Annotated in this window: 21 protein-coding genes and 1 tRNA gene; 7 read left to right on the top strand and 15 right to left on the bottom strand. The window is 63.2% G+C overall.

Annotated features, from left to right (window positions below; genetic code table 11):
* Positions 1–24 precede the first annotated feature (24 nt).
* The 8 genes from DNA98_RS10225 to rpsB all read right to left on the bottom strand — a co-directional run bounded on the left by DNA98_RS10225 (position 25) and on the right by rpsB (position 6,781).
* Positions 25–663, bottom strand: a complete 639-nt coding sequence (locus DNA98_RS10225; RefSeq protein ID WP_110529978.1) for a glycosyltransferase — start codon at positions 661–663, stop codon at positions 25–27.
* 166 nt (positions 664–829) lie between these two features.
* Positions 830–1,876, bottom strand: a complete 1,047-nt coding sequence (locus DNA98_RS10220) for an RIP metalloprotease (protein WP_110529975.1) — start codon at positions 1,874–1,876, stop codon at positions 830–832.
* Positions 1,877–1,899: 23 nt separating this feature from the next.
* Positions 1,900–3,024 (bottom strand): 1-deoxy-D-xylulose-5-phosphate reductoisomerase, encoded by a 1,125-nt coding sequence (dxr, locus tag DNA98_RS10215; RefSeq protein WP_110529972.1) that lies wholly within the window; start codon positions 3,022–3,024, stop codon positions 1,900–1,902.
* A 7-nt stretch (positions 3,025–3,031) separates the two neighbouring features.
* Positions 3,032–3,859 (bottom strand): CDP-archaeol synthase, encoded by an 828-nt coding sequence (locus DNA98_RS10210; protein WP_174720033.1) that lies wholly within the window; start codon positions 3,857–3,859, stop codon positions 3,032–3,034.
* A 148-nt stretch (positions 3,860–4,007) separates the two neighbouring features.
* On the bottom strand, positions 4,008–4,565 hold the full coding sequence (gene frr, locus DNA98_RS10205; RefSeq protein WP_110529966.1) for a ribosome recycling factor: 558 nt from the start codon (positions 4,563–4,565) through the stop codon (positions 4,008–4,010).
* A 79-nt stretch (positions 4,566–4,644) separates the two neighbouring features.
* Positions 4,645–5,349, bottom strand: a complete 705-nt coding sequence (gene pyrH / locus DNA98_RS10200) for a UMP kinase (protein ID WP_110530675.1) — start codon at positions 5,347–5,349, stop codon at positions 4,645–4,647.
* A gap of 58 nt (positions 5,350–5,407) precedes the next feature.
* A complete protein-coding gene (gene tsf, locus DNA98_RS10195) occupies positions 5,408–5,998 on the bottom strand; it encodes a translation elongation factor Ts (RefSeq protein WP_110529963.1) in 591 nt (196 codons plus the stop codon).
* A gap of 33 nt (positions 5,999–6,031) precedes the next feature.
* The gene (gene rpsB, locus DNA98_RS10190; RefSeq protein ID WP_110529961.1) at positions 6,032–6,781 is read right to left on the bottom strand and encodes a 30S ribosomal protein S2; all 750 of its coding nucleotides are present in this window, start codon (positions 6,779–6,781) and stop codon (positions 6,032–6,034) included.
* Positions 6,782–6,970: 189 nt separating this feature from the next.
* Here rpsB and DNA98_RS10185 point away from each other — a divergent pair.
* Both DNA98_RS10185 and DNA98_RS10180 read left to right on the top strand, forming a co-directional pair.
* Positions 6,971–7,045, top strand: a tRNA-Ala gene (locus DNA98_RS10185).
* Between the two features lie 52 nt (positions 7,046–7,097).
* On the top strand, positions 7,098–8,231 hold the full coding sequence (locus tag DNA98_RS10180; RefSeq protein ID WP_110529958.1) for an FAD-binding oxidoreductase: 1,134 nt from the start codon (positions 7,098–7,100) through the stop codon (positions 8,229–8,231).
* Between the two features lie 3 nt (positions 8,232–8,234).
* On the opposite strand, the gene DNA98_RS10175 is transcribed toward DNA98_RS10180, so the two are convergent.
* The 4 genes from DNA98_RS10175 to DNA98_RS10160 form a co-directional block, all read right to left on the bottom strand.
* Positions 8,235–11,810 carry an alpha-amylase family glycosyl hydrolase gene (locus DNA98_RS10175; RefSeq protein WP_110529955.1) on the bottom strand — a complete coding sequence of 1,192 codons (3,576 nt, stop codon included), beginning with the start codon at positions 11,808–11,810 and terminating at the stop codon, positions 8,235–8,237.
* A 402-nt stretch (positions 11,811–12,212) separates the two neighbouring features.
* Positions 12,213–13,445 carry an aminopeptidase gene (locus DNA98_RS10170; protein WP_233493177.1) on the bottom strand — a complete coding sequence of 411 codons (1,233 nt, stop codon included), beginning with the start codon at positions 13,443–13,445 and terminating at the stop codon, positions 12,213–12,215.
* Positions 13,446–13,479: 34 nt separating this feature from the next.
* A complete protein-coding gene (locus DNA98_RS10165) occupies positions 13,480–14,565 on the bottom strand; it encodes a glycosyltransferase family 4 protein (RefSeq protein ID WP_110529952.1) in 1,086 nt (361 codons plus the stop codon).
* On the bottom strand, positions 14,558–15,721 hold the full coding sequence (locus DNA98_RS10160; RefSeq protein ID WP_110529949.1) for a lipid-A-disaccharide synthase-related protein: 1,164 nt from the start codon (positions 15,719–15,721) through the stop codon (positions 14,558–14,560). The genes DNA98_RS10165 and DNA98_RS10160 overlap by 8 nt, the downstream gene beginning before the upstream one ends.
* 215 nt (positions 15,722–15,936) lie before the next feature.
* Here DNA98_RS10160 and mfd point away from each other — a divergent pair, with 215 nt between their 5' ends.
* From mfd to DNA98_RS10140, 4 genes are all read left to right on the top strand, one after another.
* Complete coding sequence (mfd, locus tag DNA98_RS10155) at positions 15,937–18,885, top strand: transcription-repair coupling factor (protein WP_110529946.1); 2,949 nt, start codon at positions 15,937–15,939, stop codon at positions 18,883–18,885.
* Between the two features lie 162 nt (positions 18,886–19,047).
* Positions 19,048–19,812 (top strand): CsgG/HfaB family protein, encoded by a 765-nt coding sequence (locus tag DNA98_RS10150; protein WP_110529941.1) that lies wholly within the window; start codon positions 19,048–19,050, stop codon positions 19,810–19,812.
* 127 nt (positions 19,813–19,939) lie between these two features.
* Positions 19,940–20,890 (top strand): VWA domain-containing protein, encoded by a 951-nt coding sequence (locus DNA98_RS10145; protein WP_110529938.1) that lies wholly within the window; start codon positions 19,940–19,942, stop codon positions 20,888–20,890.
* A 67-nt stretch (positions 20,891–20,957) separates the two neighbouring features.
* On the top strand, positions 20,958–21,215 hold the full coding sequence (locus DNA98_RS10140; protein WP_110529936.1) for a choice-of-anchor Q domain-containing protein: 258 nt from the start codon (positions 20,958–20,960) through the stop codon (positions 21,213–21,215).
* Between the two features lie 163 nt (positions 21,216–21,378).
* Here DNA98_RS10140 and DNA98_RS10135 read toward each other — a convergent pair whose 3' ends face one another.
* Positions 21,379–21,807 (bottom strand): type II toxin-antitoxin system VapC family toxin, encoded by a 429-nt coding sequence (locus tag DNA98_RS10135; protein ID WP_110529933.1) that lies wholly within the window; start codon positions 21,805–21,807, stop codon positions 21,379–21,381.
* Positions 21,794–22,042 (bottom strand): CopG family transcriptional regulator, encoded by a 249-nt coding sequence (locus tag DNA98_RS10130; protein WP_110529930.1) that lies wholly within the window; start codon positions 22,040–22,042, stop codon positions 21,794–21,796. Before DNA98_RS10130 ends, DNA98_RS10135 begins: the two co-directional genes overlap by 14 nt.
* 193 nt (positions 22,043–22,235) lie before the next feature.
* Between DNA98_RS10130 and DNA98_RS18090 the strand changes: the two genes are divergently transcribed.
* Positions 22,236–22,442: a nucleotidyltransferase domain-containing protein gene (locus DNA98_RS18090; protein ID WP_233493176.1), complete on the top strand. Its 207-nt coding sequence runs from the start codon at positions 22,236–22,238 to the stop codon at positions 22,440–22,442.
* 159 nt (positions 22,443–22,601) lie between these two features.
* Here the strand turns inward: DNA98_RS18090 and hemW are convergent, their stop codons facing one another.
* Positions 22,602–23,720, bottom strand: coding sequence for a radical SAM family heme chaperone HemW (gene hemW, locus DNA98_RS10120; RefSeq protein WP_110529927.1), 1,119 nt, complete (start codon positions 23,718–23,720; stop codon positions 22,602–22,604).

Raw genomic sequence — 23,720 nt, 5'->3', positions numbered from 1 at the left:
AAAGGTATCGGGCGCGGGATTGTCCTAGCGTGCCCTTCGCCGTCCCCCTATCCAGTACCGCAGGATATCGCGGTACATCCCCAGCCGGTAGCAAAACCCTCTCCAGAAGCCGCGCTTTTTCTCCTTCATGACTTGGCTGGCTCCGGGTAGCGGCACGTAGGCCCAGCGGGCCCGGGTTCGGCGCAGGTGGTCGGTGATTAGGGGTTCGGGCCAGCGCTCGAGGGCCAGATGGGGCACTCCCCGGAGCCACTCCGCCCGGCAGGCCCGCTGCCCCGACAAATAGGGCGTAGCCCGGTTGCCAAAGTCGGTCATCAGGCCCCCCGAGCGGAACACGCCGATGGCCATGTCCAGCTTCCCGGAGACCACCGGCTCGAGCAAACGGTGCAGGTGCTCCGGTTTCAACCCCACCAAGTCAGCGTCCAGCAGCAGCACGAAAGGGGTTTGGACCGCCGCTAAGCCCGCCGCCAGGGCAGCCCCCTTGCCCCGGTTGGGCTCGAGCCGCACCACCTGGGCCCCGGCTGCGCACGCGACCTCGGAAGTCCGATCTTTGGAGCCGTCGTCGGCCACCACGACCGGGTATCCGGCCTGACGGGCCACCCGCACCACCTCGGCTACGGTGGTTTCCTCGTTGTAAGCGGGGATGAGCACGGTGGCTTGGTTCATCGGTGACCTTTCGCAGCGAGGTGGGAAGCGGGAAACTTCATGGGTGTAGTTGGCCTAGAGGCATCCAACGTAGGCCCCAGTCTACCCGGTGCGAATGCTCGGGATGTGTGGGGTAATTCTCGGCGTGGCGCAGAAACTCAGCTCGGGTTTTCTCAAGCCACAAAGCTCACCCGCCCATCAGGCGGCGGATGTCGTTGAACGTGAACAGCACGAACAAAAACAGCAAGAAGGCCAGCCCTAGGTAATTCACGTAGGCTTCCTGCTCGGGCCGAATCCGGCGGCCAAAGAGGCCTAAAAAGCCTCCCAGCAGCACGAAAAAGATGCGTCCACCGTCGAGGATGGGGATGGGCAGCAGGTTGAAGATGGCCAGCGAGAGGTTGAGCCCGGCGGCCAAGGTGAGGAGGCTACCCAGCCCCTGCCGAGCGGCTTCCCCGGTAGCGACTGCGATCCCCACCGGCCCGGCTACGTCCCCAGAGGGGTTGCCCGAGATGGCCCCCCCCACCCCGCGCACCAGGCTGCTAAAAAACTGCGGGACGAGCCGCAGGGTAAGCCTGGGGGCCTCGATCAACCCTTGCCAAAAGGGCAGTTTGACAAACTCCTGGTAAGGGGCCAGCCCGATTCCGATGCGCTCTTGGGGGGTGCCTGTCCAAATAAAGGAGACCTCGAGGCGCTGTTTACCCCGCTCGACCGTAAAGGTGTAGGCCCCCGGTTTTTGCCGCACCCGGGTGATCTCGCCCACGCTGGTCAAGCGATGGCCGTTGATCGCGGTGATGACGTCACCGGGGCGCAACCCGATTCGCTCGGCCAGGCTTCCCGGCGTGACTTGGGTGATGATGGCCCGGCTGTTGTCCACCTGCCCCCGGGGTACGCCCTCGGTGGCGAAGACGGTAGCCAGCAAGACCCACGCCAGCAGGAGGTTCATGACCACCCCACCCACCAACACCAACAGCTTGCCGGGGATCGAAAGCCGAGCATAGCCGTGAGGAGCCGTGCCGGGAAGTTCTTGCATCCCCTCGATCTCGGCGTAGCCGCCCAGCGGGATTAGGTTGAGCCGCCAGTCGGTGTTGCGCCAGCGAAAGGCCAGGAGTTGGGGGCCAAATCCCAGGGCAAAGGTCTTGACCCCCACCCCTTGCGCCTTGGCGGCCCAGTAGTGACCCAGCTCGTGGACGAAAATGGCGATTCCGATGATCAGGATGAACCAGAGTAAACTCATGGATGCTCCGAAAGCTGAAACCGCTAGACCCCGGTCAACTCCCGGGCCAACCGCCGGGCCTCGCGATCCGCCTGTTCGATATTCTCCCAGGTGAGCGTACCTGCGGGGGTTTGATATAACACTTTCTCGAGGATCCGGACGATGTCCCGGTAACCGATCTGCCCCTTCAGAAAGGCTTCCACCGCGACTTCGTCGGCGGCGTTCAAGGCTGCTGGGGCCAAGCCCCCCATCCGTCCGGCTTCATAGGCCAGGGCCAGCGCGGGGAAGCGTATTAGGTCGGGCGGATAGAACTCGAGCCGCTCGGGAATCGGCAGGTCGCGGAGCGGGGTGGGGGGGCGTTCGGGGTAGGTGAGGGCGTACTGGATCGGCAAGCGCATGTCGGTAGGGCCCAGTTGGGCTTTGAGGTTGCCATCCTGGAAGCGCACCAGCGAGTGTACGTAGGACTGGGGGTGGATCAGCACCTTGATTTTCTCCAAAGGAAGCCGGAAGAACTCCTTGGCCTCGAGGACCTCCAGCCCCTTGTTGAAGAGGGTAGAGGAATCCACCGTCACCTTGGGCCCCATCCTCCAGCGCGGGTGGTTGAGGGCCATCTGGGGGGTGACCCCGGAGAGATCGGCGGGCTCATGTAGGAACGGCCCCCCAGAGGCGGTCAGGATCAGCTCGGCCACACCCCCGAAGGGCTCACCGGCCAGGGACTGAAAGAGGGCGGAGTGCTCGGAATCCACCGGGAGGATCTCCGCTCCGCTGGCTTCGGCCTCGGCCCAAAGAAGCGCTCCTGCCGCCACCATGCTTTCCTTGTTGGCCAAAGCCAGCCTGCGCCCGGCCCGTACCGCCGCGCGGACTCCCGGCAGCCCGGCCAGGCCCGGAATGGCGGCTACTACCACATCCGCCGGGTGGACGGCGACTTCCTCGGCGGTGGCTAGCTCGAGCTCAGGAAAGCGCCGCCGAAGCTCGGGTTGGATGGAGGCATCGGCGGCGACGATCTCGGGCTGGAACTCGAGGATCTGCTCACCTAGGGCCTCGAGGTTTCTCCCGGCGGCAAGCCCCACCACCCGGTAGCCGCGCCAGCGGCAGACATCCAGGCTCTGGGTTCCGATGGAGCCGGTAGAACCCAAGATGACGACTCGCTTGGTCGAAGCTTCCGGCATTTGGGCCTCAGATAGGGTAAAAGATCGCCAGCAGGTAGTAAGCCAGCGGAACCGCGAAGAGCACGCTGTCCATACGGTCTAAAAGCCCCCCGTGGCCAGGCAGAAAGCTCCCTGAGTCCTTTACTCCGCAGTAGCGCTTGAGCATGGACTCGGTGAGGTCGCCGAGCTGGGCGGCCAGCGAGAGCAGCAGGCTGAAGACGAATAGCTCGAGCGGCCTCAAAAGGGAAAAGGCGCTCTCAGGATAAAAATGCCGCACGATGGAGGTGTAGATGAGGAGCACCACAAAACTGCCCAGGATGCCCCCGATAGAGCCCTCCACGGTCTTGCCGGGGCTGATGGTTGGGGCTAGCTTGTTTCGCCCGAAGAACCTGCCGATAAAGTACGCTCCCACGTCGGTAGCAAAGGTGGCCAGCAAGGGGAGGGTCAGCGTCCAGATGCCCAAGGTATCATCGTAGGGATGGTAGCGCAGCAAGAGGAAGTACCCCAGCGTCCAAGGCAGGTATAAGAAGGCCATCAAGCTGTAGGCGAAGCGGGGGATGTTGGCCCCGTTGAGCAGCTCGTAGCTGAAGGCGCCGATAAGCACCAGCCCCAAGGCGATCTCTCGCCAGGGGATGCCCGGGTATTGGGCGGAGAGCGGGGGGTAGGAGAAGACCAGCACCAGCAAGCCGCCCCCACGCAAAAACGTCATGTTGAGTTCAATTCCCCGCTTGGCCAGCATGTCCCGCAGCTCGGCGCTGCCTAGCCAGAGCAAGAAGATCAGCGCCGGGACCACCAGCGGTAGCCCTACCCACATGATGAAACCCAGGATGGCCACCCCCACCACCGAGGAGATCACCCGGGTGGCCAGGGACTCCCCGGGGGGTTCAGGTTTGTTGCTTTGCGGCGGTTCTTCGATGATGGGTTAGCCTCCTTGACCCAACAGCATAACCGCAAAGCTGGGGTTATGGGACCGGCTCGAGGTGTGGAGGGCTGGCCATTTGGCACTACCCACCCAGAATTTCGTGCTCCTTTTTCTCCAGCGCAGCGTCCACCTTACCGATGAACTCGTCGGTGATCTTTTGGATCTCGGCCTCGGCTCGCTTGATATCGTCCTCGGAGAGATGCTGCTCCTTGCCCAGCTTCTTAGCCTTGTCCACCGCCTCGCGCCGGGCGTTGCGCACGGCTACCCGGGCTTCTTCGGCATAGTGCTTCACCGCCTTCACCAGCTCGCGGCGGCGCTCCTCGGTGAGGGGGGGGATGCTGATGAAGAGGGAGTCTCCTTTGTTGTTGGGGTTGAGGCCCAGGTCCGAATCGCGGATGGCTTTTTCGATGGACTTGAGCGCCCCCGCGTCCCAGGATTGGATGACCAAAGTGCGGGGGTCCGGCGCGGTGATGGTTCCCAGCTGGTCAATGGGCATCAGCGAGCCGTAGTAATCCACTCGGATGGATTTGAGGATCGCCGGGTTGGCCCGTCCAGTACGCAGGCTAGAAAGGTGGTGCTCGAGCGCCTCCAGCGCTTTTTGCATGTGGTTGCGGGTCTCGGTGTAGAGCTCTTTGAGCATAGTCTTACCTCCAAAGACTTGCTTGTCGTTCCTAGCTTATAGCTTGAAGTCGAGGGCAAGCTGCTCAACCGCTGGATTCTCACCCGTGGATCAGCGTCCCTACCTGGTCGCCCTGAATGAGGCGTACCAGATTGCCCGGTTGGAAGATATCGAAGACCACGATGGGAAGCTTTTTGTCCATGCACAAGCTGATTGCGGTAGCGTCCATGACCTGTAGGCCCTGGTTGAGCACGTCCATGTAGCTCAGGGTATCGTAACGCTGGGCCGAAGGGTTTTTCAAAGGATCGTCGGAGTATACTCCGTCCACCTTGTTCTTGGCCATCAATACCACCTCCGCCCCCACCTCGAGCCCCCGCAGCGCCGCGGTGGTATCGGTGGTGAAGAAGGGGTTGCCGGTTCCTCCACCGAAAATCACCACCCGCCCTTTCTCCAGGTGGCGTAGGGCGCGGCGGCGGATGTAGGGCTCGGCTACCTGGCTGATGGTGAGGGCAGTCTGCACCCGGGTGGGCACGCCCAGGCTCTCCAGGGCATCCTGCAGGGCCAGCGAGTTCATGATGGTGGCGAGCATCCCGATGTAGTCAGCGGTGGCCCGATCCATCCCCACCCCCTGCTTGGCCCCCCGCCAGAGGTTTCCCGCCCCCACCACCACCGAAAGCTGAACCCCGGTAGCGTGAGCCCGGGCGATCTCCTCGGCTAGGGCCTTGGTGGGCTCGGGCTGGATCCCGAAGCCCGTGCTGGTCAGAAACTCGCCGCTGAGTTTGAGCAGTACGCGCTTGTATTTCATAGGCTGGGCAAAAAAGAGGGCCAAGCGCTAGCCGCTTGACCCTCGACCTTCGACAACCCTACGCTCCTACCTCGAAGCGGGCAAAGCGCCTTACCACGATGTTCTCGCCGACCTTGGCTACAGCGGCTTTGATCAGGTCGCCTACCTTCACCTTGTCGTCTTTGACGAAAGGCTGCTCGAGCAGCACGGTCTCCTCGTAGAACTTGCGCAACCGGCCCTCGGCGGCTTTCTCGGCGATGGGTTGCGGTTTGCCCTCGTTTAGAAGCTGCTGGATGTATATGGCTCGCTCCTTCTCCAGTTCCTCCGCCGGGATCTCTTCCACGCTCACGTAACGGGGGTTGGCCATGGCGATGTGCATGGCGATGTCCTTGGCGAGCTGCTGGAACTGCTCATTGCGGGCCACAAAGTCGGTTTCGGAGTTGAGCTCGACCATCACCCCCACCCGAGCGTTGTGGTGGATGTAGTAGCCGATGATTCCCTCGCGGGCCTCGCGGTCGGCCTTCTTGGCGGCTTTGAGCGCCCCCCGCTCCCGTAGCAGGATGGTGGCCTTCTCGGCGTCCCAGCCCGCGTCCTCGAGGGCTTTTTTCACTTCCATCATCCCCGCGCCGGTAGCTTCGCGGAGTTTTTTGATCTGTTCGGTTTGCGTCATGTTGACCTCACCCTTGATTGCGCTTCGCTAACGTTACGCCTGAGCTTCCTCGATTTGACCCTCCTCGGGTTCAACGGGCGTGGTAGTTCTGGGGCTACCCCCGCCCCGGGTCTCCACGATGAGGTCGGTGAGCCGGGTCACGATGAGCTGGATCGAGCGGATCGCGTCGTCGTTGCCGGGGATGATGTAGTCGCACAGGTCCGGGTCGGAATCGGTATCGGCCAAGGCCACTACCGGGATGCCCAGCTTGCGGGCTTCCTTGACGGCGATGGCCTCCTTGGTCGGGTCGATCACGAAGAGGGCATCGGGCAGGCGTTTGAGCTTGCGGAAACCGCCCAAGTTCTTCTGCAAGCGGTCCATCTCGTGTTTGAGCCGTACCTGCTCGGTCTTGACCCGCTCGTTGATCTCTTCTGAAGCAAAGAGTTCCTCGAGCTCTTGCAGGCGGTTCACCTGCGCGGTGATGGTACGGAAGTTGGTGAGCATCCCCCCCAGCCAGCGCTGGTTGACGTAGGGCATCCCGGCCCGGTCGGCCTCCTGCTGCACGATCTCCTGGGCTTGCTTTTTGGTGCCCACGTAGAGGATGGTGCCGCCGCGCATGGCGAGGTCTTGCACGTACTTGAAGGTACGCTCGATCTCCACCATGGTCTTTTGCAGATCGATGATGAAGATGCCGTTGCGCTCGGCGTAGATGTAGCGCTTCATCTTGGGGTTCCAACGCTTGGTCTCGTGACCGAAGTGGACCCCCGCTTCCAGCAGCTCCTTGATATGGATGTTAAAAGCCATGCTTCTCCTAACGGGAGAGGTTGGAGTGGGATTGGAGTTTGCGCCGGCCGCATTTGATCTGGGGACCTCTCCCTGCCCCAGATCGCTTTCGGCGCACCCAAAGGGGAATTATAGCCGGGAAGGAGGGCTTTGGCAAACTGTTTGCGTTTGGGCTCGAGGGCTGCTATACTCCTGGGTGCTCGACGGTTTGGGGCTGTAGCTCAGCGGGAGAGCAGGTCCTTTGCAAGGACAAGGTCGGGGGTTCAAATCCCTCCAGCTCCACCAGACCCAAACCGAGCCGGAGACAGCCCGGCTCGGTTTTATGTAAGCTGATGGCGTGAATCTGCCGAACTCGCCGATCTGGGATGACGGAGCCTGGCCGGGGCTGCCCGAGCTCGAGCGCGACCTCGAGGCCGAAGTTTGCGTGGTCGGGCTGGGCGGGAGCGGGCTGGCGGCCATTCATGAGCTGCTGGGCTTGGGGTGCCAGGTGGTCGGAATTGATGCAAAGGGGGTCGCGGGCGGGGCGGCAGGACGCAACGGGGGGTTTTTGCTGGCCGGGCTGGCCAAGTTCTACCACCAGACCGTACGGCAGTTCGGGCGCGGCTTCGCCCGGAGGGTGTATCGAGCCACCCTCGAGCAAATCGAACGCATGCTCCAAGAGACCCCCGCGGCTATTCGCCGGGTAGGCTCGCTGCGGATCGCCGCCTCGGAAGAGGAGGAGCGAGACTGCCTCGTACATTACCGGGCTCTACAGGCCGACGGCTTTCCCGCCGAACCCTACGAAGGTCCCGAAGGCCGAGGGGTACTGATCCCCAGCGACGGGGTATTCAATCCCTTGCAGCGCTGCCGCACCCTGGCCCAGCGGGCGCTCGAAAGGGGGGCTTGGCTCTTCGAGCGCACTCCGGCTTGGGAGATCAGCGCTCAGGAAATCCGCACCCCCAAGGCCCGGATCCGCTGCCGACGGGTCATCGTGGCGGTAGACGGTGGGCTCGAGCGGCTTTTCCCCGAGCTTTCTGGCCGGGTGCGCACCGCCCGGTTGCAGATGCTCGCTACGGCCCCCGCGCCGGAAGTCCATTTTCCCCGCCCGGTCTACACCCGCTGGGGCTACGACTACTGGCAACAGCTCCCCGACGGGCGCCTCGCCCTGGGCGGGAGGCGTGATGCCGATCTGGAGGCCGAGTGGACCTATGCGGATGCGCCCAGCGAGGCCATCCAGACCCGTTTGGAAAATCTGCTCCGCTCGATTGGGGTCCAAGCTCAGATCACCCACCGTTGGGCGGCCTCGGTGAGCTACGCCGAGGATGGCTTACCCGTAGCGGAGGAGGTGCGGCCTGGGGTATGGGCTATCGGGGCCTATAGCGGCACCGGGAATGTAGTAGGGGCCATCTGCGGCCGGGCGGTGGCCCGAGCGGCCCTGGGCAAGAAGCCCCAGGACGTAGGTTTGCTCGGCCTTTGCTCGTTGCTGGAGTAGGGGTTAGGGCTGCGCGGCGGCCTGCTTTTTCCTGCGGGTCGGGGCGGGCTCGAGCAACTTATCTAGGCGGTACCCGGCCTTGAGGGCCGCCGAGCGGTAGCGCTCGAGCACCGCGTACCACTCCCGCACGATCCGCCGGGTGTCGGCCACTTTGCGCCCCGGCTCGCCAGCGGATACCACCGCCACCAGCCGGACCATGGCCGAAAGCATCGCTTCGAAGGCTTCCTGATTGAAATATACCGCCCCTTCGAAGCGGTGGGTTTGCACATGGCGCTGGATCAGCGGGTCCTGCAGCCAAGCCTTGAGCTGCTTCTTGGCCTTTTGGGGCTTGGGGGCTTCTTCGGCAAGCCAAGGCTGCGCCGCCAGGAGTACCCTGACCAGCCCCACCGCGCGTTCGGCTTCGCCCTCGCCAAGTCCCATCTCCCGCAGGGTGTCGGCCAAGACCCGGCCCAACAGCCACTCATCGAGCAGGCGAATCCGGGTTTGGGGATCGTCGGCCAAAGGTTGGACGAACAGCCAGCCCAAGAGGACCCCCCAGCGCTCGACCCGGTCGTCCAGGCTAGCCGGCAGGGAACTGCGGGGGGCTCTTTTCGGCTTGCGGCTGAGGCGGGCCGTGGTGGACTTGGATGGGGTGGCCCGAGCAGGCTCTAGCCCCTCCACGAAGGCGGGCAGTCGCAACAAGGCCTCGAGCTGTTTGCGGAGGGCTTTGAGGTCGGGGTTGAGGGGCCTTCCGCCGAACTCCCGCGCGGCTTCCACGAGTGCGCTGAGTTTGTTGCTGCCCTCATCGAGCACGGCTTTGTCGGGCTTCCCCTTGCTCACCCTAGCCCCGATCAGCTTTTCGAACAGCTGCGGGTTGACGAGCTGGCGGAAGGGGGTCAAAACGGGCTCGAGCCAAAGCTCTTGCCTTAGCCTTTCCACACTCGCCGCCCCCGCCCCGCCCAACATGTGGGCGAGGCGGGCGTAGATGCCCTCGGGGTCACTCACCTCGCGCCAGTCCAGGAAAACGTGCCGCTGATAGGGGCCTAGCTCGAGGTAGAGCCCTCGTTCGTGGAGTTCGCGGGAGGGGCGTAGGTACTCGAGGCCGCTCACCGCGTCGCGGAAGATGGCCCAACTATCTGTACCTAGCCCCAGCCCCTGCCCCAGCGTACGCTTTAGCATCTCCCGACCTTCCCCGGTTTTCACCGCCTGAGCCACCGAGGTATGGACCCATCCTTTGGTGTAGGTATTTTTATTGTGGTAAACGATCAACGCCCGTTCGCTCTGGTGGCGATTGGAGTAGGCGAACACATCCTCGTTGACACCTTCCTCTGAGGAGAAGTCGTAGAGCACGAAGTGCTCCACCTCGGCGAAGAGGTGGCGCCGCTTGAATAGGGGGAAGATCTGTTGGTGGTGGTAGCGGATGAACCCTTGGTCGGGAGTTTCGTCGTAGTAGGCCCGCCGGTACTCCATCCCGTAGCGTTCGCTAAAGCCCTCTACCTGCCCGTGCCCGACCATCGGCAACCCCGGCAACGTGGCGCACAGGGTCATCACCCCAAAATACTTGTCTCCCTTGCCGAATTGCTCTGCTGCCGTCTTTTCGTCGGGGTTGTTGAGGAAGTTGACGAAGCGCTTCAGGATCTCCGGCTCGAACTCCAGGGTGTTTTTCATGATGGCCCGATACTCGCCGTTTTTCTCATCGCGCAGCATGTTCATAAAGGCCGAGTTGTAGACCCGGTGCATTCCCAAGGTGCGCACAAAGTAGCCCTCCATCATCCAAAAAGCCTCGGCCAGCAAGAGGGTATCGGGGGCTTCTGCGGCACAGCGGTCTACTACCTCGCGCCAAAACTCCTGGGGCACGAGCCGGTCGAACTCCTCTTTGGGCATAGCGTGCTCGGCCCGGCTGGGGATGGACGCTCCCCAGGGGCTCCCTCCCGGCTCGGGCCACCACAGCCGCTGGATGTGCCGCTTGGTAAGGGTCATGGCGGCGTCAAAGCGGATGATGGGAAACTGCCGGGCCACGTGCAGGATGGTTTGGATCACCGCCTCGCGTACCTCGGGGTTGAGGTAGTTGAGCTGGGCGGTATCGTTCCAGGGCATGGCGGTGCCGTCGTTGCCGTGGTAGATGTAGCGGACCTCACCCGTGCGGCGGTCCACCCGCTTGAATACCACGGCGGCGTCGGATTTGTCATAGTAGTGGTCCTCGAGGAAGATCCCCACGCGGGGATCCGAGGACAGGTCGGGGCCGTTGAAGGTGTAGGTGGGATAGGGCGGGTAGGGAAGGCTGATAAACCGGTCGGGGTGCTCGATCACCCATTTGCTGTCGATGCCGGTGTGGTTGGGCACCATGTCCGAAGCCAGCCGGATACCCCGCCGCCAGGCCCTTTGCCGCAGCACCTCCAGCGCCGCTTCACCTCCCAGCTCTTTGGCGATGACGTAATCGTACAGCGAATAGGCCGAGGCTACCGCGTCAGGGTTACCCATCATCTGCTTGATCCGCCGAGAGGCCGGGCTTCGTTCCCACAGGCCGATGAGCCACAAGGCGGTGATCCCCCAACTGGCCAGGATGTCCAGCTCCTCCTCGGGGATCTGATCTAGGGTGGTGATGGGCCGGGCGTACTTCTTCGAAAGCTGGTCGAGCCAGACGAAGGTATTCTTGGCCAGGAGCACCACCCGGGGCATCCAGTCCACGTCGGGGCTGAAGGCTTCGGGTTCGTACTCGGCGTCCCTCGAGCGCCAGTTATACATCTCAGCGGTGATCCCGTGGCCCGGTGGGGTGTCGAAATGGACCGGCGTCCAGAACGACCGGGCCGCTTCTTTGAGCACACCGATCCCGGTCAGGATGCGCTGCGCGAAACGGCCCAGGGTACCACCGAAGCGTTTGAGCAGGAACTCGAGCTGGGCCTCGAGCGAGTCGGGGTGCATCAGCGCGGGAAGGCGTAGGGTGCGGAATAGGCTCACGCCGCTTTCGCTGGAGGCTGGTTGGGCTTCGAAGAAGGCCTCGAGGCCCTGGATGATGGACAAATAGGCGGTTGAGTGCTCGAGCGCGGCGTCGTCGAAAAGTTCCAGGAAAGGCGCAAAGGCTGGGTTGGCGTTGGCCAGCCAGAGCATCAACATCTCTTCCAGCAGGATTTCTCGATTGGCCCGCCCCTCCGTATGGCCCGAGAGGTACTCGTCCAGCGCGAGCTCGCCCCGGTAGACCCGGATCGGGGGGAATTCCTGGGCAAAAGCCCGCAGGGCGGTTTCTAGGGTATCGGCACCCAGGGTGGCCTCGAGCGCCCCAAGGGCCTCGAGCATTACGTGGGGGTTGTGTTGGCGGCGGTATTGTTCCACCACGAAGTGCAGCATCTCGTCGATGAGCCCCATCGCCGCGATCTGGGCCGCGCTCACCGCGGACTCGGGGTGATTTGCCAGGTCGCGCTTGGCATTCATAGCCGCCGCGAAGCGCCGGGCGGCTTCAAAGTCGGCGAAGATCACATTGCCCGAAGAAGAGAACAGCGACAGGTCAAACTGGTAATAACGGCGCGCTTTGGCCGAAACGTGAAACTCTAGGCTTCCGACCTTTGCTGCGTGGCATATTCGTACACCGTGGCGATACCCCATGATGCTCCCCCTGGCCCCAGTCTATTCTGCCTTTAGGGGTCCTACGCTTTCTAGATTTGTATATCCCCCGCTATCAAATGTCGTACGTCATACGAAGGGGATCGGTCCCCCGGGTGTACGGCGGTACGCCGTCCCGAAGGGAATCTACCCCTAGGCGTACGAGCTTTGCTCGTCCCGATAGGGGATCGTCCCTTGGGTGTACGGCGGTACGCCGTCCCGAGACGCTTCCTTCGCCGCCGGTAGGCGGGGTAGGGGATCGTCCCCCGCGTTTAGCGTCTGGCGTTTTGCGTATTGCGTATGACGTACGACGCAAGTCGCGTTTAGCGTATAGCGTACGACGTCAGCACGACCCGATGCCCCAATTCAAGTGGCCAGCGCGATAGCAATGGGCTGGATTCGTCTTCAGCTCACCCATTCCCCCCTGCGCATCAGCGGTTCGGCCTGCCCAGTGTGGGTGATGCCGTCTACGTCGATTTCGTTCGACCCAATCATCCAGTCTACATGGATGAGGCTCGCGTTGGCCCCCCGGGCGGCGAGTTCCTCCCGGCTCAGGCGCTCCCCACCCCGGATGCACTCGCTGTAAGCCTGGCCCAAGGCGATGTGGCTGGCCGCGTTTTCATCGAGGAGGGTGTTGTAGAACAAGATCCCCGACTGCGCGATGGGGGAGGAGTGGGGCACCAAGGCCACCTCGCCCAGACGGCGGGCTCCTTCGTCGGTCTCGAGCAGCTGCCTTAGGATATCTTCGCCCACTTTGGCGCTGGCCTCGACGATCTGGCCTCCCTCGAAGCGCACCCGGATCCCGTCTAGCAGGCTGCCCTGGTGGGCCAGGGGTTTGCTGCTGCTGACGTAGCCTTCCACCCGGTCTTTGTGGGGGGTGGTGAAGACCTCCTCGGTGGGGATGTTGGGGTTGCAGACCACCCCGTTCTTGGCCGTCGCGGCTCCGCCCGACCATACGTGATCGTCGGCCAGGCCCACCTTGAGGTCAGTGCCGGGGCCCTTGAAGTGCAAGGCGGCGTAGCGTTTCTCGTTGAGGAACCGTACCCGTTTGTGCAGGTTGGCGTTGTGCGCCGCCCAAGCCGCCACCGGGTCGTCAGTATCCAGCCTCGAGGCCTTAAAGATAGCCTCCCACAACTTCTCTACGGCCTCCGTCTCGGGCAGGTCGGGAAAGACCATCTTGGCCCAAGCCGGGGTGGCGTAGGCGACGATGCTCCAGTTGATATGGAAGCCGGTGATGAGCTCGAGGGCCCGCTGGTTGGCGATGGATTGGGCTTTGCTGGCCCGGCTGATGCGCTCTGAGTCTTGGCCTTTGAGCAAGGCCGGGTTCTGCCCGGTGATGGCCAGCCGCGCTGCGCCGGCGGCATAGGCCTCGGCCATCCCTTCGTAAAGCCAGGCCGGGGCGTAGTCGAAGGCCTCGGAGGGGGCGAGCCGATAACGGGCCAGGGTGGATTCTTCGTCGCTGTAGATCACCGTCACCAGCTTGGCCCCAGCCCGGTAGGCTCGTTCGGTGATCTTCCGGGTGAGCGGGAGGGCTTCGATGGGCGCGGTGATGACGAGTTCTTGGCCCTTTTGCAGGTTGAGGCCTACTTGTACGGTGACGTCGGCGAGCTTGTCGAGCATCTCCAGGTAGTTTTTCACGCCCGCTAGTTTACCCGATATGGCCAACGACTTTTCAGCCAGCCTCTTCTAGCCGGCCCAGCAAGGCCTGGGCCAGCCTGGAAACGCTGTGCTGTAGCGTGTGCCGCTCGAGTACCCGGGCTCGAGCGGCCTTTCCTAGGGCGTTGGACTTTTGGGGATCGCCAGCCAGCATTTCCAGCGCCTTGGCCAGGGCCTTGGGGTGCGGGGGCACCAACAAGCCCTCCACGCCGTCTCGAATGAGCTCGGCCTGGGCGGGGATGGGGCTCGAGACTACCGGGAGGCCGCTGCTCATGGCTTCCAGGGTCACCAGCGATTGGTTCTCGGCCAAGGTAGGTTGCAACACCGCATCCGCCGCTTGATACAGCGCCGGCATGTCCCAGCGCTTGCCCCAGAACCGTACGTTCTCGAGCTTCCATACCCGGGCCAGCCGCTTGACCAGGTGCCCGGTCTGCGAGTCGTCGTCTCCCACAAAAACGAAATCCAAATCCGGGGAAAAGCGGGCCGCAGACAAAGCGGCCAAGGGGTTTTTCTCGGGCGACATGCGCCCTGGGACCAGCACCGTGAAGCGCCGAAATCCGAAGCCTGTGCGCAGCTCGGGCCGCCGCTTGGGGCAGGGCTTGAAGCGCTCGACGTCCACCCCGTTGGGTACCGAGAACACCTTGGATAACCCCAAGCGCCTCAGATGACTTTCTCCCCATTCCGACACCGTAATCAGGGCGTCGGCGTTGCGCAAGGCGCGGGCTTTGCTCAGGCAGTACCCCAGGCGAAACAGCGGGCGCAGGCCATAGGGGTAATGGTACTCGAGCTGGTCGTGGATCACCGCGGCGTTGGGGCGAGGAAGGTGAGCGAAGGCCCGACCATAGGTGCGCGGTTGCCAGGCTTGAATCACCCGCAGGTGGGCCTGGCCCATGGCTGGAAACGCGCCCTCCAGCCTCTCGTAGCGCCGCAGCGCCACCCCGGCTTCGGCGAGCCGCTGGGCGTACCCGTCCAGGGCGGGGTGGGTGCTCAGGTAAAGGGTGGGCTCGAGGCCGTGCTGCCGCAGGAGGGGCAGGTAAGCCAAGAGCCAGGTTTCGCTCCCGGCGACCCGCGGGGCGTCGGTGAGGAAGGCGACTTCAACCACCTAAGACCTCTTGAATCTCTTTGGCGATGCGGGGTAGGGCCCCCGGAGGGCCAATACGTGTTTTGCCCGCTGCTGAGGCCAGCCTGTAGCGCTCCTCCTCGAGGACTGCCCGGACCGCCTGTGCGATCTCGGTCGCTTCAGGCTTCGCCAGGGTGAGGGCGGGGCCGAGCAGCCGGCGTTGCCGCTGGGCAAACCCTAGGGTGAACTGCGGTCCGGGGGTCGGGAAGCCCACCACCGGGATACCCAGCCCGGCGGCCTGCTCATTGGCGGTCCCCGCGGTGCCGAGGGCAACCTTGGCGTGGTGTAAGATCTCCGAGAAGTAGCCCCGCAGCAGAAAGACCCGGTGCTGTCCCTTGTGTGCGATCGCCATTTCCTCCCCCTGGAGGGCAAGGGTCCAGCCTTCCGGCACCCGGATTCCCTCGAACCCTAAAGGCCACGCCACCAGCGGTTGCAACTCGTTCAGGTATAAGGTCGCTTTCAGCATGCGGGGTAGGCTAAAAGCGACATCGCCTCGGGAGCCGGGTAGCAGCGCGATGACCGGCCGGCCGTCGAGGATTCCCCGGAGCTGTTTTTGCGGCGGAGGCAGGATATCCATGGCGAAGCTACCGTAAAAACGCGCGTGAGGAATCCCTAATCGCTTCAGCCGAGCTTCGCTGACCTGGTCTCGTACGTAGACCGCTCGAGCCCGGCGCTGGGCCCAGCGCTCATACCATAAAAAGTCCTCCGCTCCTAGCTCATTGAGCCGGCTGAGCCGTTGCTGCAGGGACTGGCCTTCCAGGTAGTAAGCCGAAACCAGCGGATTGATGTGAAACAGAGGGAGCCCCCGCCCAAAAGCCACCCCGATGAGCAAGGTATAGGCATCTCCGACCGCTACGATCGCTTTGCACCCGCTGCTACCCCTGAAAGCCGCTTCCCATTGCTTGAGGTTTTGGCTGATAAACCCGCTGCGCAGATCGGCGATGAGGTTATGGAGGCTGCCGAAAGGAAATCCTCCCGACGGCATTTCCTGCCGCGGGCCGATAACCTCGGCCCCGACTCGCTCATAGGCGAGCCCCCGCCCCACCAGCGGCAAAGCCCGTGCGGGTACCTGGAAAAAGCGCAGCAGATGGCTACCGATGAGATCTTCCGCGTTACCGTTAGAGATGATAAGCAGCATGACACAGGATGAGGATCACGGTACAGAGGTCGGCGTCCGACAGGGCGAAGGGGGCAAGATCGGTTGCTATCGCCGCCATATCTGCTTCAGTTTACCGTGTTCTTCTGAGGAGCAGGGGGCTTGTTCCCGATGGGCGTACAATTGAGGTGTTTGGTGGCTTCCGCCCTGAGTAGGGTGGGTATATTTATGGGCTTGCCGATACGTAACACTCCAGTATGGCGCTAACCAAGGACCAAATCCTCAACCACTACCTCCCGGGCCTACCCCAGGTGGCTCGAGCCCAGCTGTTCTCCCAAACCAACCCCCCCGCGGTACTGCTTGCGCCCGAACACCGCCTCGAGCTGTACCGCACCCTCGAGCCCTTCGGCGCAGGGGTCTACCTAAACCCTGGCCTCGAGGCCCACGGCGAGAAGGCCCTCTTCGTCTTCAGCTACGAGGAGGCCCTGGCGGCCTTCCCCCAAGACCCCTCGGCCTGGCGGCTGGTGCTTTCGGTGGGGCAGCGCTACCTGCGCTCCGAACTCCTCGAGCGGCTTTACCGCATGGGCTACCTGCGCGAGGAGGACTTCAAGGTGCAGGGCGACGTGTTGGAGCTCGAGGACCTGCGGCTGGAGTTCTTCGGCGACGAGCTCGAGGCCATCAAGGTAGCCGGGGAGAGCAAAGGGCGCTGGGTCTTGGCGGCCAAGCCCGGCAAGGCCGAGGCCTGGAGCAGTCGCAAGATCGAACACTTCCCCGGCCCGGTCTTCCTCGACACCCCCGCGCTGGCCCCCGCCGAGCTGTGGCCGCACCTCGCCGCTCGCGAACGGGTGACGTTCGGGCTGGGAGGGCCGGAGCTGCCCAAACTCGACCTGGGGTATCAGGCTCTGCCGCCCTACCGCGCTCGGATCAGCCAGCTCCAGGCCGACCTCCAGGGCTGGCTGGAGGCTGGCTACGCGGCGGTGTTCTTCTACCGCCACCCCAAGAGCCGCGACTACCTACGGCGCAAGCTCGAGGGGCTCCCCCTGCGCTTTGCGGGGCAGCTCGAGGCCCACCCCGGCCTCCTCACCTTCGTCCCCGGCCCCTACGAGGGGGCTTTCCTCGACCCCGAGCGCCGGGTGGTCTACCTCACCGAGCCTCACCTCTACGCCTTCGGCGCGGGCGGGGCCCGCATCCAGAAAGTGGTGGGGGGGGACGTGCAGGACGTGGGGGCGCTCGAGCCGGGCGACTACCTGATCCACCCCGAGCACGGTATCGGGCAGTTTTTGGGGCTGGAACCCCGCGAGGTGCTGGGGGCTAAGCGCGACTACCTGATCCTGCAGTACGCCGGGGAGGGCAAGCTCTACCTGCCGGTCGAGCAACTCCCCCTGCTCAAGCGTCACCCCGGCACCACCGACGACCCGCCCAGGCTCTCCAGCCTGGGCAAGGGCGAGTGGAAGCGGGCCAAGGAAAAGGCCCAGAAGGACGCCGAGGAACTGGCCGCCCGCCTGATCGTGCTCCACGCCAAGCGGGCCGCCACGCCGGGCCGGGCTTTTCCGCCCAACCCCGAACTCGACCCCCTGATCGAGCGGAACTTCCCCCACACCCTCACCCCCGACCAGGAGAAGGCCCTCGAGGAGACCCTGCGCGACCTCGAGCGCCCCCACCCCATGGACCGCCTGATCTCCGGCGACGTGGGCTTCGGCAAGACCGAGGTGGCCCTGCGGGCGGCTTGGCGGGTGGTGGGCCACGGGGCCCAGGTGGCGATGCTGGTGCCCACCACTTTGTTGGCCGAGCAGCACTACCAGACCTTCAAGAGCCGCCTGGCCGGGTTGCCGGTGCAGGTGGCGGCGCTGTCGCGCTTCACCTCCGATGCCGAGGCCGCCCGGATCAAGCAGGGCCTGGCCGAGGGCCAGATCGACATCGTGGTGGGTACCCACGCCCTGCTCTCGCCCGACCTGCGCTTCAAGGACCTGGGCCTGCTGATCGTCGATGAGGAGCATCGCTTCGGGGTGGGCCAGAAGGAGCGCATCCGCGAGCTGCGCGAAGCCGTGGACACCCTCTACCTCTCCGCCACCCCCATCCCCCGCACGCTCTACAGCGCCCTGGTGGGCCTGCGCGACATGTCTAGCATCCAGACCCCGCCCCCGGGCCGCAAGCCCATCCAGACCTACCTGGCCCCCTACGACCCCGGCTTGGTGCGCGAGGCGCTCATGAACGAGCTCGAGCGCGGGGGCAAGGTCTTCTACGTCCACGACCGGGTCGCCACCATCGAGGCGCGGCGGCGCTACCTCGAGGCCTTAGTCCCCGAGGCCCGCATCGGCATGGTGCACGGACAGATGCCCGAGGGCCAGATCGAGGAGGTGATGCTGGCCTTCGCCGAGGGGGCCTTCGACGTGCTCTTGGCCACCACCATCATCGAGAGCGGCCTGGACATCCCCGAGGCCAACACCATCGTCATCGAGCGGGCCGACCGGCTGGGCCTGGCCGCGCTCTACCAGCTAAGGGGCCGGGTGGGCCGGCGCGACCAGGAGGCCTACGCCTACCTCTTCCACCCCCCGCGCCTCACCGAGGCCGCCGAACGCCGCCTCTCGGCCATCGCCGACCTTTCCGATTTGGGTTCAGGCCACCTGTTGGCTGAGCGGGATATGGAGATCCGCGGGGTTGGCAACTTACTAGGCCCCGAGCAGCACGGGCACATCCGCGCGGTGAGCCTCGAGGTTTATACCGAGCTTTTGGCCGAGGCCATCGCCAAGCTCAAGGGCGAGGCCAAGGAGCCCGAGCGCCACGTCACCCTCGACCTTCAGGTCTCGGCCCGCCTCACCCCCGAGTACATCCCCAGCGCCGAGGCCCGCAGCCGCTACTACGGCCGCCTGGCCGAGAGCAAGAGCCTGGCCGCGGTGGCCCGCATCGCCAAGGAGCTACGCGAGCGCTACGGCGAGCCACCCGCCGAGGTCGAGAACTTTTTGGCCCTCACCCGTCTGCGCCTACTGGCCGAGAGTAAGCGCGTGGCCTCCATCACCGAAGACCTCACCCACCTGATGGTCGTCTTCGACCACTGGCCCCTCGACTACGACGCCAAGGCCCTGCGCGAGCTCACCCCGCGCCCCGAGCTCATCCAGCACCCGCCGGGCTTCCGCATCCCCAAGAAGGGCCTGACCCAGGAGCGGTACGCCCAGGCGGTGAGTGAGTTGTTGTACTTAGTGATCTAAAAATCTTTTTGGACAAAGTAAAAGCAAAGCCTCACCTCTTTCATTTTTCTTAGAAGATTTGGTAAGATTCTCACTGCCAGCAAGAAATGCCTTTATAAGGTTATTCTTGCTGTCAAGCGGCGATAAAAAAAGAATCTTCTTATAAAAGGCGGTGAAGTAGGCATGAGAAGGATAAGCGGCCTTTTGGTGGTTTTAGCTGTCATTTTCACGGCGTGTGCGCCTTCTGTCAGTACAACTGTGGCCGGTAAGGAAATCAAAAAGGTTGATTATTCCAACTACAGTGGCCCGAGAGCTCGGATCGTGGTAGCTAGCTTCGATTGCAACACCCCTCAATGTGGTGGAGGAGGGGTGTCCGTAGGTACAGCACAGGTGTTGAATCTTTTTGGGCTGAACATTCCTGTCGCTACCACTGGAGTGGGTGCTGACGTGTCCACCATGCTCAACACAGCCTTGGTCAACAGCAACCACTTTGTGGTGTACGACCGCAGCATCCTCAATCAGCTGCGCAGTGAGGCCGCCTTTTCCAATCAGCAAAATGAGTTCACCGGGGCTGATGTAATCGTTACGGGTGTGATTACTGGATTTGAACCCAATGCTTCAGGAACCGGGGGTTTAGGTGCTATTCCTTTTATCGGCGGGCTGGTTTCGCAAAAAAAGTCTTACATTCGCGTAGATGTGCGTTTGGTTGATACCCGGAGTGGTGCTATTTTAGCAGCCTTCCCGGTAGAGGCCGAGGCTACGGATACCAATATCGCAGGTCTTGGAGGTGGCTTTATTCCACTTGTGGGCGGGCTGAGCACATACAATAACACACCGATGGCTAAGGCCTTATCGATAATGATTGACGCTGCTACCCAATCGATTATTGAGCGCTTGCCTAAAAACTACTTCCGTTATGATATGACAGGTAAGCCAGTACAACAATAACCAAGTATCCTCCTCTTCTTGGGACCCCCACGGAAGGCACTTTTCAAAGCTATGAAGCCTTCCGTGGGGTACTTAACCCCATGATGTACACGTGCTGGCGCGTACTCCAAAACACAAGAGGTGCTCTATGAAAAAAACCTTTTGGTTGCTACTGCTCTCGTTGGTAAGTGCATGCAGCTCTCAGAATCCCATCCCTTCCAAGGTGAGCCTCAATGGCTATGTCGTGAACCGGAGCGAGGGCTCAGCCAGTTTCAACCTGAGCGCTTTGGACGCCAATGGTGCAGTCCTTACCGTCGGTAGGGTAGAAAACCCGGGGGTGAATAACCTTAAGGTTTCCAATTCTTCTAGCGTAGTCGGTACAGCAACTATATGTGGACAAATCAGCGTTCAGAAAGCGCTGAACTGTTTGATCACTTTGGATTCCACGGGCTCTATGGACTCAACCGATCCCAACCAGAAGCGTCGCGATGCAGCCAAGGCTTTCGTTGGTCGCTTGACTCCAGATGACCAGGCTGCAGTGGCCTCTTTTGACGCATCTACTTCTCCAACCTCTTCGTATTTGGCCATTCGCCTATGGCAAAATTTCACCGCTGACAAGGACCTCCTCAACGCAGCTATTGACCAAGCCACTTTTGCATTGGGAGCAACTAATTTGTGGGATGCAGTATATGATGGGGTCGATCTCTTAAGGGCAAAAAACGGTAATCGTGTGCAATTGGTGCTCACTGACGGTGCGGACAACTCCAGCATTAAGTCTTCCTCTCAAGCTAGCGATTATGCGAGGGCAAATGGCGTCAAGGTTTATATGGTAGGTTTGGGAGACCCCAGCAGCCTTGATTTCACCCGCATGCAAAATGTTGCTGCTGAAACGGGAGGACTTTTCGCGGCAGTGAATGACGCTTCTGGTCTTCAGGCTCTTTTTGATGGCATGTTCAACGCTACCAAAGCTTCTTTTTGCATAAAGGTAATCTTCCTGGTAGACGGCAAGCCTCCCACAGCGGGCATGCGAATTACTGGAACCCTCGCGTTCCAAGTAAGTGGCAAGCCCTTTAAGACTGATTTCGATGTGGTTTTCTAGCTAAAGTTGGGTTAGGGGCCTGGTAACATGATTGGCGTACCCTTCGGAGCGACCCTGCTAGAGGAGGATGATCCAGAGCAACGCCGACTGCACCTTCACCCGCGACAGCACCGACACCCTTGGCCAGGACCCCAGCCTGGGCGCCCTGGCCGACAACGGTGGCCCGGTGCGGACCCACCTGCCCAACGCGGGCAGCCCGGTGCTGGACAAGGTGCCGGCCTCGGCCTGCACCGACCTGGGCGGCAACCCGGTCTCCACCGACGCCCGCGGGGTCAGCCGTCCGCAGAGCGGGAGCTGCGACATCGGGGCGGTGGAGCGAAACTAGAGCGCTCTTGAGGGTGTTTCGCCGCGCGAAAGCACAGAAGGCCAATGCGAACAGTTTACCCCACCCTCCCCCCGCAGGGGAAGGTGGGTGGCATAGGGCCTCGCCACCTGTCCTCACCTCGGGCTTTTCCACCTGAAAACCCAGCCTCGTAGAGTTCCCTCCCCTAGCAGGGGAGGGTCAGGGTGGGGTTGGGATGACCGACTAAAGGGTTGGTATTACCCTGCTCGGCAAAGCGACGATCAAAAGCGAAGGCTCGCCAGAGGCCATGCTCCCGCATGAAAAGGAAGCTCACCCAGTCCACCAGGCTCACCTCCCGACGACCCGTTCCCAGCAGGGCCGCCAGGGCTTGCTGATGAAGGGTAAGGCTCACCGGGTGTAGGGACACCACCCCCAGGAGTTCCTCCAAGGCCCGCACCGCCTCCAGGCCCAAACGGCGCTGGGCCAGGGCCGTGGCCTCCACCCCTACGTAGAGGTGGGTCACCAGAGGCTCGTCCTCGCCCAGTAGCCGCTCCCAGGTTTCCCGTGCGGAGGCGTGATTCCCGTCGTCTTGGTCGAGCAGCGCGTATAGTGCCGAGGTGTCAACGAGAGTCAAAGGCCTCCTCCAGGTAGCGGTCGTGGGAGCGGCTTACGTCCTGCAGGCCGGAGGCGAAGCGTCCCACGGCCCTGAGGGCCCGCTCTTTCCGCCCCTTCCACTCCTGGCTCTCATCCTTCAACATGCACTCTACGGCCCTTCGGATGGCCTCAGAGACCGAGATGCCTTCCCGATAGGCCAGCTCGCGGAGGCGGCGCAGCTGATTCTCTTCGAGCTGGATCTGGGTTCTGATCATGCTTGAATGATAGCATGGTAAAACATGATGATGGCATGGCAGAGGGGCGGCTTTCTGCTACCCTAGGGGTTGTGGGGAGCTTTTCAGATCAGCTTTGCGCCGTGTTTGCCGGGTATCCGCAGGTGCAAGCCGCTTTCTTGTTCGGCTCCCGCGCCTTTGGGGGGCTCGCCCGGATAGCGATTGGGACCTGGCGGTGTACCTCGAGCCCCCCGAACCCGACCCCACGCTGGAGATCCTCACCGACTTGGTGAAAGCCGGTTTTGAGCGCGCCGACCTGGTGGTTTTGAACCAGGCCCCGCCGGTGCTGGCCTTCGAGGTAGTGCGGGCCAACAAGGTAATTTACCGGCGGGAGGGGTTTTGCGCGGGCAGCTATGTTTCGCGGGTGGTGCGGGAGTACTAGGACCTGGAGCCCCTCTTGCGCATCCAGCGGGAGGCTATGAAAAGGCAGTGGTTGGGTGACCCGGCCTGAGGTACTGCGGCATGATCGGTTTTCGCAATCTGCTGGAGATCGACCGGCGCTAGGAGAATCTGGGCGACCTCGAGGCCCTTGGCCGGGTGTTTATCCGGCTTTTGTAAGCTCGAGCGCCGCCCACAACCGCAAGATCAGGGGGTGAATGGCGCCGAGGTTTTTCGCCCAGATGCGCTTTCCCTGCACCCTGAGGAGACCTTCCGAGGCCATCTGTTCGACCGCAGGCCGCAAGGGGGTCCACAGATCCAGGGCCGTCCGCCCCTCGAGCGCGCCCACGTCCACCCCCTCGCAGAGCCGCAAGCCCAGCATCAGCGATTCGCGGGCGTGCTCGAGCGGGCCGATGGCCTCGACCGCCGGCGCTTCGCCCGCCAGCCAGCGGGGGAGCGGCGGGTGGGTGGCCCTGACCGAGTAGACCTCGTGGCCCTCGACCCCTTTGGGGTAGTGCCCCGCCGCCGCCGGCCCCAGCGCGCCCCAGAAGTCGTTGCGCCAGTAGGCCCGGTTGTGGCGGCTCTCCTCGCCGGGCCGGGCGAAGTTGGAGACCTCGTAGCGCAACAGCCCGGCCTCCCCTAAGATCGCCTCGGCGGCTTCGAAGGCGGCGGCCTCGAGGTCCTCGTCCAGCCGCACGCCCCGCACTGCGAAGGGGGTGCCGGGCTCGACCTGGAGCGTATACGCCGAGACATGCCCCACCCCCAACGCGGCGGCCTCGCGCAGGTCGGCCTCGAAGTCCTGGCCCGGCAGCCCTAAGATCAGGTCGATGGAGGTGCGAAACCCCACTTCCAGGCTCATTTCTACTGCCTGGAAGGCCCCCCGCCTCCCGTGGGCGCGGCCCAGGGTTTTGAGCACGCCGTCCTGGAAGCTCTGCACGCCGATGGAAAGCCGATTGACCCCCAGGTGTTTGAGCAGCGCCAGCCGCTCGCGGTTCAGGGTGCCGGGGTTGGCCTCCATGGTCACCTCCGCGCCGGGCGATAGCCGCCAGGGCAGGGCGGCGAAGAGGCGCTCGAGCTCGTGAGCGCGCAGGAAACTCGGCGTCCCGCCCCCGAAGTAGAGCGTGTCCAGCGGGCTGGGGAAGCGCTCGTAGAGCGCTGCGGCTTCCTCGGCGAGGCGCTCGAGGTAAGCCTCCACGATCCCGCCCTGCCGCCGCACTACGTGGAAGTCGCAGTAGGGGCAAAGGGTGGGGCAGAAGGGGACGTGGACGTAAAGGCTTCGCAT

This window comes from Meiothermus sp. Pnk-1 (assembly GCF_003226535.1).
Lineage (GTDB): Bacteria > Deinococcota > Deinococci > Deinococcales > Thermaceae > Allomeiothermus.
Note: the sequence above shows the minus strand (reverse complement) of the source record. Positions and strands in the feature narration are given on the sequence as shown.